The organism is Streptomyces niveiscabiei, from assembly GCF_001419795.1.
GTDB lineage: Bacteria > Actinomycetota > Actinomycetes > Streptomycetales > Streptomycetaceae > Streptomyces > Streptomyces niveiscabiei.
On record NZ_LIRL01000875.1, the window covers coordinates 1 to 9423 of the forward strand.

Below are 9423 nucleotides of genomic sequence, written 5' to 3' on the forward strand. Positions count from 1 at the left end.
AACGCCCCCTCCCCGACCGCCTCGCCCCCCTCGGCAAACCCCTGCTGGTCCTCTTCGGCGAGGACGACCGCCGATGGCGCTCCTCCTCGGCCGCCGAGTACACCGTCGTCCCGGGCGCCCGCATCCACCTCCTGCCCGGCCTCGGCCACTCCCCGATCCTGGAGGACCCGCCACGAACCGCCGCCGCGCTGCTGGAGTTCACCGGGGGACTGAGCTGAACGAAACGGCTGCGTGGCCGGTGAGTTGCGGGTTACTTGCGCGGGGCTTGCGTGGTGGGGGCCGCCTGTCGTCGTCACCGTTGGGGGAAGCCCCGGAAAGGGGCGGGCGCGACACAACGGGGAGGTTGATCGGAATGATCCGAAGGCGAATCACCGCCGTGGCCATGGCGGTGGGTGCCGTGCTGCCGCTGGGAGTTGTGGCGGCTCCCGGTGCGCAGGCCAGGCCCAGTGACTGTGATGGCGGCAACCTGTCGGGGTACTACGACACCGTCTACAGCAGGAGCTTCTACGGCCGCACCATCGAGCTTCGCAACGCATCGCTCCTCGACATCCATAGCAAGGCACGGCTCCTCAACTACCGTTCGGGAGACCTGGTCTGGATCGACCGGAGCCTGAGGACCATGCCGCTGACCCCCAAGTACCCCGGCGACAACCAGGTACGGGGCTACGGCGGCGGCTGGAAGCAGTGCGGGCCGTTCGGCAGGAGTGAATCCAACGTCGTCCGGAGCTGGCACTTCGCCGTACGCGCGTGCTTCCGCCCGGCGGGCGGACCGACGAGCGAATGCGGCCCCTGGTACATCGACCAGTAGATCCGCCCCCTGAGAGTCCCCGCCCACGGCACGGCCGACGGGCGGGGACTCCGTGGTGCGGCGGCACTGAGGCGGACAGCGCGATTCGGCTTAATCGTACGAGTGATGCTGGTGAGCCGCTCGACGTTCTACGACCACTACAAGGACGTCCACGAACTCGCCGAAGCCGCGAGCACCTCGATGATCGACGACATGATCGGGTTCGTCCTGGACCTCGACCCCACCCGTACGGCCGCCTCCGACACGGACCCGGACCCCGCGCTGACCGCGTTCTTCGCCCACTTCGCCGACCACGCCGGTCTCTACCGCAGCCTGCTGGGCCCCACGGGCAGCGCCCGCGTCATCGAGCACGTACGCCGCCGGACCGCGGCGACCGCGTACCACTCCGCGCACCTGGCCCCCACGGACGAACCCGGACCGGCCCCCTCGGACCTTCCGCACGACGTCCCGGCGGCCTTCGTCGCGGGCGCGCTCCTCGGCGTCGCCACGGACTGGCTCCTGCGCGGCTGCCCCCGCCCGCCCGCCGAGATGACCCGCCTGACGAATCCCCTCCTGATCGCCCTCACGAACCAGCGCCCCGGACGGTAACCGCCCCGGGCGCACCGGGGCTGGTCAGTCGCTGACCCTGCTGCGGTTCTGGTAGAGCAGGTCCGCGTACGCCGGATGCCGGTCGATCCAGGCCGAGTAGAACGGGCAGGTCGCCAGAACACTGAGACCGGCGGCCCGGGCCTCGTCGAGCGAGGCACGGACCAGCGCGGAGCCGATGCCCTGCCCCTCGTGCGCCGGCGAGACCTCCGTGTGGACGAACACGATCAGCTCCGCCGTCCGGATGTACTCCGCGAACCCAGCAACCTCGGAACCCCCGTCCACCCGCGCCTCGTAACGGCGCGCCTCGGCTGCGTCCACGACCTCGACTGTCACGTGCCCTCCTGAGAGTGATGCGTCAAGCGAATCGGCATGGCGTGGTTGACGTGGCAACTTCTACCGGCCGGGGCGAGCCTAGTCGACGGACACACGCGGCGCGTCCGCCGTGAGGTGTCGCGGCACGCGCGGCAACCCCGTTGTTCAACCGAACGGTTGAACGCATCGTCCGCTTCCGGTCGACGCGGTGGAGGCCCGTGCGGGGGCAGGGTGGGGGTGGCCGGGACGGTGGTCGTTCCGGTGTTGAGAAGGGACTCATCCCCCACATGGCCAGCAAGTTCAGCAGGCGGCGGATTCTCACGGTCGGCGCGGGCGCTGTCGTCGGAGCGGCGGCGATGCCCGCGGCAGCGCAGGCGGTCACCGGTCCGCGCGAAGAGACGCGCACGCTCGACGAGTTGTACCGGGACGCGATCGCCGAGGGCGGCAAGCTCGTCGTCTACGCGGGCGGCGACCTCGCCGACTCGGGCAGCGGTGCCAACGCTCGCGCCGCGTTCCGGCAGCGGTTCCCCGAGATCGATCTCACGCTGATCGTGGACTACAGCAAGTACCACGACGTCCGGATCGACAACCAGCTCGCCACCGGCACCCTGGTCCCCGACGTCGTCCAGCTCCAGACCCTCCAGGACTTCACCCGCTGGAAGCGCCAGGGACAGCTCCTGCGCTACAAGCCCGCCGGGTTCGGCAAGCTGCACCCGCAGTTCCGCGACCCGGACGGCGCCTGGGTGGCCGGCGCGGTCATCGCCTTCAGCTACCTGTACGACGTCGCCGCGGCCGGCGCGGACGCGCCGCGTACCCCGCTCGACCTGATCGACCCGCGCTGGAAGGGCGCCATCGCCTCGACGTACCCGCACGACGACGACGCGTCGCTGTACCTCTTCGCCCTGTACGTCGAGAAGTACGGCTGGGACTGGGCCGCCGCCTTCGCCGCGCAGCAGCCGCAGTTCGCGCGCGGCTCCTTCTCGCCCGGCGTCGCGGTCAACAGCAAGCAGAAGGTGATCGGCGTCGGCACGGGCGCCAGCCCGACCGCCACCGGCCCGGCGAAGATGGGCATGACCGAGGGCCACCCCTTCATGGCGTGGGGCCAGCGCATCGCGATCCTCAAGCAGAGCCCCCGCCCCACCGCGGCGAAGCTCTTCCTCAACTGGCAGATCTCCACCGAGCGCCAGTCCTCGGCGAGTTGGTCGGTCCGTACGGACGTCTCCGCGCCCACGGGCCTGAAGCCGGTGTGGGAGTACCCGGACGCCCACCTCGACGGCTTCCCCCGCTTCATGGAGGACCGCGCCGAGGTCGAGCGCCTGAAGCAGACGTTCGCGCTGTACTTCGGCGAGGTCAGGGGCGAGCCCACACCGGGCTGGCCGGGCCTGCACCCCGGCCGCTGAGCCGTGGGCGTCAGGGCTCAACTTCCTTGATCCGTGGCAGGTTTAGACTCGGTGGTCCGTCATCGGACCCGAGGACCGCCCCGTGCCGCCTGCCACCTACAAGGGCCTGCCGCTGCTGCGGTCGCTCCCGCACCTCCTGCTCCTGATCGTCGTCCTGAGCACCCTGGCCCGGCTCGTCCGGGTGTCGAGCGCGCTGTGCTGGTCCGTCGCCCCGCCCGTCGTCCTCCTGGCGACGGGCTACGGCCTGGGCCTCGGCCTGTGGGACCGGATGGGCACCCAGGTACGGCGCGTCTGGTTCGCCCTGCTCCTGGGCCTGTGGGCGTGGGTCGCCTGGGTGCTGCCGGTCAGACTCGCGGGCGGGTACATCTGGCTCGCCGTACCGCTGGCGGTGCTGGCGCTGCGGATGTTCCGGGACTGGGCCGCGCTGGCCGCCGTGGGGCTGATCACGGTGCTGCTGGCCGCCGCGATCCTGCGGACGGAGGGCACGCTCAAGCCGGACCTCGTCGTGCCGCCCGCTGCGGCCGTCTGGTTCACCGTCGCCCTGTACCGCAGCCAGCAGGGGCTCGTGCACGAACTCGGGCGCACCCGAGACGAGTTGGCGCGCCGGCAGCGGGAGGCCGGGGTCCTCGCGGAGCGCTCCCGCATCGCCCGCGACCTGCACGACACCCTCGCCCAGGAACTCTCCGGCAACCGCATGCTCCTCCAGGCCGCCGAACGGGACTGGGACCGCAGCCCGGAGGCGGCCCGCCGTCAGGTCCACGCGGTCGCGGAGGCGCTCGGCGCGAGCCTCGCGGACACGCGCAGCATCATCCGCGACCTGACCCCGGCGCCCCTCGCGAGCGGCGATCTGGCGGCGGCGCTACGGGAGTTGTGCACGCACAAGGGCACCCCCGAGGGGATGCCCCGCATCTCCTTCGCGACGCGGGGCGAGCCGCGCGAGGTGCCCCCGGAGCAGGCCGCCGCGCTGCTGCGCGTCACGCAGGGGCTGCTGGCCAACGCGTGCGAACACGCGGACGCGGCCCAGGTGCGGGTGACGGTGGACCACCGGGAACCCGACGCTGTCACGGTCGAGGTCCACGACGACGGCATCGGTTTCGACACAGCCGCACCCAGAACGGCGACCGCCCCGGGAACCGCGCCCGCACCGGAAAAAGCCGGACGCGGATTCGGCCTCGCCGCCACCCGCGACCGCCTCGCCGCATACGGCGGTACCCTCACCGTCCACAGCACGCCCGGACACGGCACCAGAGCCCTCGCGACCCTGCCCGTCCCGGCCCTCGTCACCGGAGCCCCCCGATGACCGGGCCCGTCCGCATCCTCCTCGTCGACGACCACGCCGTCGTCCGCGCGGGGCTGTTCGCCCTGCTCGACGGCGAGAACGGCTTCGCGGTGGTCGGCCAGACCGGCGACGGCTACGAGGCCGTCCACCTCGCCGAGGCCCTGCGCCCCGACGTCGTCCTCATGGACCTGCGCCTCACGGACGCCCCCGGCGTCGGCGAACGGGACGACGGCATCGAGGCGACCCGCCGGATCGTCGCGGTGCTGCCGGACGTACGGGTCGTCGTCCTCACCAGCTACCAGGGCCAGGGGGACGTCGTCCGGGCGATGGAGGCCGGCGCGCGCGGGTACGTCCTCAAGGCGGGGCCGCCGGAGGAACTGTTCCGGGCGGTCCGTACGGCGGTCGCCGGGGGGACGGTGCTCGCGCCCGAGGCGGCCGAGCGGCTGGTGGGGCACGTGGCCGATCCGGCGTCGGCGCTGACCGGGCGGGAGACCGAGGTCGTACGGCTGCTGGCGCGGGGGCACAGCAACCGGGGGATCGCGGGGGCGCTGTTCCTCACCGAGGCGACGGTGAAGACGCACCTCGTGCGGATCTACCGCAAGCTCGGCACGGAGAACCGGGCGAGCACGGTGTCGGAGGCCGTCCGCCGGGGACTGATCGAGCTGGACTGAGACCCTGCCCGCCAGTCGCCTGACATGTCAACTATGTTGGGGTGCGGCAAGAGCGGCACGAGGAGGAGAGGTCCGGCGATGCGGAACCCGAGCGTGGCCCAGCAACTGGTGGACATCCTGCGACAGGCGGGCGTGGAGCGGATCTACGGAGTCGTGGGCGACAGCCTCAACTCCGTCGTCGACGCGGTCCGCCGCACCGACGGCATCGAATGGGTCCACGTCCGCAACGAGGAGGCCGCCGCCTTCGCCGCAGCGGCCGAGGCCCAGCTCACCGGGAAACTCGCGGTGTGCGCGGGCAGTTGCGGCCCCGGCAACACCCACCTCATCCAGGGCCTGTACGACGCCCACCGCTCCGGGGCGCCCGTCCTGGCCCTCGCCTCGCACATCCCGTCGAACCAGATCGGCACCGGCTACTTCCAGGAGACCCACCCCGAGCGCCTCTTCACCGAGTGCAGCGACTACTGCGAGATGATCGGCACCCCCGAGCAGATGCCCCGGGTCCTGCGGATCGCGATGCAGCGCGCCCTCGGCAACAGCGCCGTCTCCGTCCTCGTCATCCCCGGCGACGTCGCCCACGCCCAGGCCACCCACCCCACCGGCACCAGCCACCTCGTCACCGAACGGGGCCGCGTCGTCCCGCCGGACACCCAGGTCCAGGCCCTCGCCCGGAAGATCGACGCGGCCCGCAAGGTCATGCTCTTCGCGGGCGCCGGCGTCCGCGACGCCCACGCCGAGGTCATGGCCCTCGCCGAGAAGGCCGCCGCCCCCGTCGGCCACACCCTGCGGGGCAAGGAGTGGATCCAGTACGACAACCCGTACGACGTCGGCATGAGCGGCCTCCTCGGGTACGGCGCCTGCTTCGACGCCATGCACGACGCCGACCTTGTCGTCCTGCTCGGCACCGACTTCCCGTACAACGACTTCCTGCCGCAGGCACGCACCGTACAGATCGACCACGACGCCGGGCGCCTCGGGCGGCGTACCGTGCTCGACCTCGGGGTGCACGGCGATGTGCGCGAGACGCTGCGGGCCGTGCTGCCGCTGATCGAGGCGAAGGACGACCGGTCGTTCCTGAACCGGATGCTGCACCAGCACGCCAAGGCGCTGGAGACCGTCGTCGGCGCGTACACGCGGGACGTCGAGCGGCACCTGCCGATCCACCCCGAGTACGCGGCCTCCGTCCTCGACGAACTCGCCGCCGACGACGCGGTGTTCACCGTCGACACCGGCATGTCCAACGTGTGGGCCGCCCGCTACCTCACCCCCAACGGCCGCCGCAGGGTGATCGGTTCGTTCCTGCACGGCACGATGGCCAACGCGCTGCCGCACGCGATCGGCGCGCAGTTCGCGTACCCCGGCCGCCAGGTGATCTCGATGTCCGGTGACGGCGGACTCGGCATGCTGATGGGGGAGTTGCTCACCGTCAGGCTGCACGAACTGCCGGTGAAGACGGTCGTCTTCAACAACTCCTCGCTCGGCATGGTCAAGCTGGAGATGCTCGTGGAGGGACTCCCCGAGTACGAGACCGACCACGGTCCCGTCGACTACGCGGCCATCGCCCGGGGCGCCGGCATCGAGGCGATCCGCATCGAGCGTCCCGAGGACGTCCGTGAAGGGCTCAAGCGGGCCCTCGCCCACGACGGCCCGTTCCTCGTCGACCTCGTCACCGACCCCAACGCGCTCTCCATCCCGCCGCACATCTCCGCCGCCCAGGTGAAGGGCTTCGCGTTCGCGGCCGGGCGGACCGTCCTCGACGGGGGAGTGGGCAAGATGCTCGACCTGGCGCGCGCCAACCTGCGCAACATCCCCCGGCCCTGACCCGAGCCCCGTACCGTTCAGCCGCCCGGGCGGTGGACGGTGAGGTCGCCGTAGGACGACAGGACGCCGGCCAGGTCACCGGGCTTGTGCCGCAGCGTGCTGTCCAGGAACGCGAGCGTGATCGCGGCGACGACGCGCGGGCTCTCGGCGCGGCCCAGGGAGCCGACGACCGAGGGCACGGGCGGCAGGTACAGGGGGCCGTCCATGAAGGTGAGGTGCGCGGCGCCGGGCACGGTGAGCCGGTAGCTCGTCGCGGCGTCGGACTTGAGGGCCTCGGCGAGGCGGGGCAGGTACTGCGGGTCGGTGTCGGGGGTGATGGCCTGGGTTAGAGCGAGGGTCGGACGGCGCAGGGGCGGGGAGGCGGGGCCGTGGGGGAAGCCGTCCAGGTCGATGACGGCGCCGAACCGGCCGTCCCGCCGGGCTGCCTGGAGGGCGGCGGCACCGCCCAGGGAGTGGCCGGTCACCGCGACCCGGCCGGTGTCCAGGCGTCCGCTCAGCGGGCCGGCGAGGTGGCGGCCCAGCTGCGTGAGGACGAAGCTGAGGTCGGCGGCCCGGACGGCCGTCCACTCGGCCGCCAGCACGTCGTCCTTGGCCCGGTCGCCGGTGGACGCGGTCCTGCCGCGCAGCGTCCGGCCGTCGGCGAGGACGACGGCGGCGGAGTCGTACGGGTGGTCGAGGGCGGCGACCACGTAGCCGTGACTGGCCAGTTCCTCCGCCCAGGCGGTGTTCTGGGTGCGCACCCCGCCCGACCCGGGGGAGAACAGCACGACCGGGAAGCGCCCGCTCCCGCCGGCCACCGGGGCGTCGAAGACTGAACGGGTGCGGGCGCGTGGGACACCGTCCACCAGGAAGCCGGGCACGCCGACCTGCCGGGCGAGCGCGTCGGAGACGATCCGCGCCTCGTGCTCTGTGCGCCCCAGGTACTGAGCCCGCCGCGCGCCCGCAGGGCTCTTCCGCGCGGGATACCAGAGCTGGACCACGACCGTGCGCCGGTCGTACGGGTCGGCGGTGAAGGTCTCGGCGCGGTGCGGGTCGGTCCACTGCACCACCCGGGTGCCGACCGCGAAACGCCCCGACGGCTCGGGAAACACGGGGACGGGAAAGGCCCAGGCGGCCACCGGGCCCAGGGCGATCAGCCCCACGCAGACGGCCGACCCCGGCAACGCCAGCCACCAGCGCGCCCGCCACGCCGGACGGCCGCCACGGCGCCGCAGGAGCGGAGAGACGGCGAACGGCAGCGCGAGGGCGGCCCCCGCCAACACCGGCAGCAACTGCCAGCGGACGCCCGCCACACCCAGCGCGAGCGCACACAGCGCCCCCGCCGCGATCGGGACACGCGGGCGGGCGGCGGGAGGAAACCAGCGCGCCACCACCAGCGCGACGGCACCCAGCACGGCAAGGAATTCCAGCGGGGACAGGTACAGCCCCGTGACGATCTCGGTCATACGGCCATGCTCGGCGCGGGGCCCGCGATGCCACATCGCTCCCCGGTCGCCGCCGCGTACGACCCCGGTCGCAGGCCGGGGCCGGTCCCCCGTGCGACCGCGGTCGCAGTCGGACACGCCGGTTCAGCAGCCGTTCTGCGACCACGGGGGTAGCGGGACTCCTCCTGCGGTCGTACCCCGGCGCGGTGCCCTCCGACGGTGGACTCATGCGGTCGACCGGAACCGGGGCCTACCGTGACAGGGCCGTACGCGGTGGTGTCTCCGGCCGGGGACTCCAGGACGCTCGATCGACAGGGACGTGTGATGACCCAGGTGGCCGACCGGTGAGGACCGCCCGGCGCCGGGGTCTGGGACTGCCGCCCGTGGTGGTGCCGACGCTGCTCCTGCTCAACATCGTGACCACGTACGCCCCGCACCGGCTCCCGGTGCCCCTGGCCCTCACCGCCGCCCTCGCGCTGCCCCTGGTGTGGCGGCGCCGGGCCCCGCTCACGGTGTTCGGCGCCGTGACGGCCGCCGCCTTCGTCCAGTTGCTGGCGGACGTCCAACTCCCGGCCGACATCGCCCTGTTGGTCGCGCTGTACACGGTGGCCGCGCACCATGGCCGACGCGCCACGCTCGTCGCCGCCGCCGTCGTGGAGTGCGGGGCCCTCCTGGCCTGCCTGCGCTGGGCCACGGACGGCGCGTTCCTGACCCCCTTCGTCGCGCTGACCGCGATGGTCGTCGCCTCCGCCGTCCTGGGCATGAACGCGCGGACCACGCGCGCCTACCTCGCGGCCCTGGAGGAACGGGCCGCACGCCTGGAACACCAGCACGACCAGCAGGCGCGCCTGGCCGTCGCGGAGGAGAGGACACGGATCGCCCGGGAGATGCACGACATCGTCACCCACAACCTGTCCGTCATGGTCGCCCTCACCGACGCCGCCGTCTACGCCCAGCACCGGTCGCCCGACCGGGCCACCACCGCGCTGCACCAGATCGCCGAGACGGGCCGGCAGGCCCTGACCGACATGCGGCGCACCCTGGGCGTCCTGCGGACCGACGAACCGGACGCGGAGCGCCACCCGCTCCCCGGCATCGCCCACCTGCGCGCCCTCGCCGACCA

10 protein-coding genes are annotated in these 9423 nt (G+C 72.8%); 8 read left to right on the forward strand and 2 right to left on the reverse strand.

Annotation, left to right across the window (positions count from 1 at the left end; genetic code table 11):
- The 3 genes from AOK24_RS35935 to AOK24_RS35945 form a co-directional block, all read left to right on the forward strand.
- Positions 1-218 (forward strand): alpha/beta fold hydrolase (locus AOK24_RS35935; RefSeq protein WP_159052104.1); only part of this gene is annotated, 218 nt, incomplete at its 5' end.
- A gap of 134 nt (positions 219-352) precedes the next feature.
- Positions 353-808 (forward strand): hypothetical protein, encoded by a 456-nt coding sequence (locus tag AOK24_RS35940; RefSeq protein ID WP_055724159.1) that lies wholly within the window; start codon positions 353-355, stop codon positions 806-808.
- A gap of 105 nt (positions 809-913) precedes the next feature.
- Positions 914-1396 (forward strand): TetR-like C-terminal domain-containing protein, encoded by a 483-nt coding sequence (locus AOK24_RS35945; protein WP_055724160.1) that lies wholly within the window; start codon positions 914-916, stop codon positions 1394-1396.
- Positions 1397-1420: 24 nt separating this feature from the next.
- On the opposite strand, the gene AOK24_RS35950 is transcribed toward AOK24_RS35945, so the two are convergent.
- The gene (locus AOK24_RS35950) at positions 1421-1729 is read right to left on the reverse strand and encodes a GNAT family N-acetyltransferase (RefSeq protein WP_055724161.1); all 309 of its coding nucleotides are present in this window, start codon (positions 1727-1729) and stop codon (positions 1421-1423) included.
- Positions 1730-1995: 266 nt separating this feature from the next.
- On the opposite strand from AOK24_RS35950, the gene AOK24_RS35955 reads away from it, so the two are divergent.
- The 4 genes from AOK24_RS35955 (at position 1996) to AOK24_RS35970 (ending at position 6876) form a co-directional block, all read left to right on the forward strand.
- A complete protein-coding gene (locus AOK24_RS35955; protein ID WP_055724162.1) occupies positions 1996-3108 on the forward strand; it encodes an ABC transporter substrate-binding protein in 1113 nt (370 codons plus the stop codon).
- 82 nt (positions 3109-3190) lie between these two features.
- Positions 3191-4408 carry a sensor histidine kinase gene (locus AOK24_RS35960; protein WP_055724163.1) on the forward strand — a complete coding sequence of 406 codons (1218 nt, stop codon included), beginning with the start codon at positions 3191-3193 and terminating at the stop codon, positions 4406-4408.
- The gene (locus AOK24_RS35965) at positions 4405-5058 is read left to right on the forward strand and encodes a response regulator (RefSeq protein ID WP_055724164.1); all 654 of its coding nucleotides are present in this window, start codon (positions 4405-4407) and stop codon (positions 5056-5058) included. Before AOK24_RS35960 ends, AOK24_RS35965 begins: the two co-directional genes overlap by 4 nt.
- A gap of 78 nt (positions 5059-5136) precedes the next feature.
- A complete protein-coding gene (locus AOK24_RS35970; protein WP_055724165.1) occupies positions 5137-6876 on the forward strand; it encodes a pyruvate dehydrogenase in 1740 nt (579 codons plus the stop codon).
- 17 nt (positions 6877-6893) lie between these two features.
- Here the strand turns inward: AOK24_RS35970 and AOK24_RS35975 are convergent, their stop codons facing one another.
- On the reverse strand, positions 6894-8321 hold the full coding sequence (locus AOK24_RS35975) for an alpha/beta hydrolase family protein (RefSeq protein WP_206191329.1): 1428 nt from the start codon (positions 8319-8321) through the stop codon (positions 6894-6896).
- A gap of 323 nt (positions 8322-8644) precedes the next feature.
- On the opposite strand from AOK24_RS35975, the gene AOK24_RS35980 reads away from it, so the two are divergent.
- Positions 8645-9423: sensor histidine kinase (locus AOK24_RS35980; protein WP_055724167.1), on the forward strand; the 779-nt coding region annotated here is incomplete at its 3' end.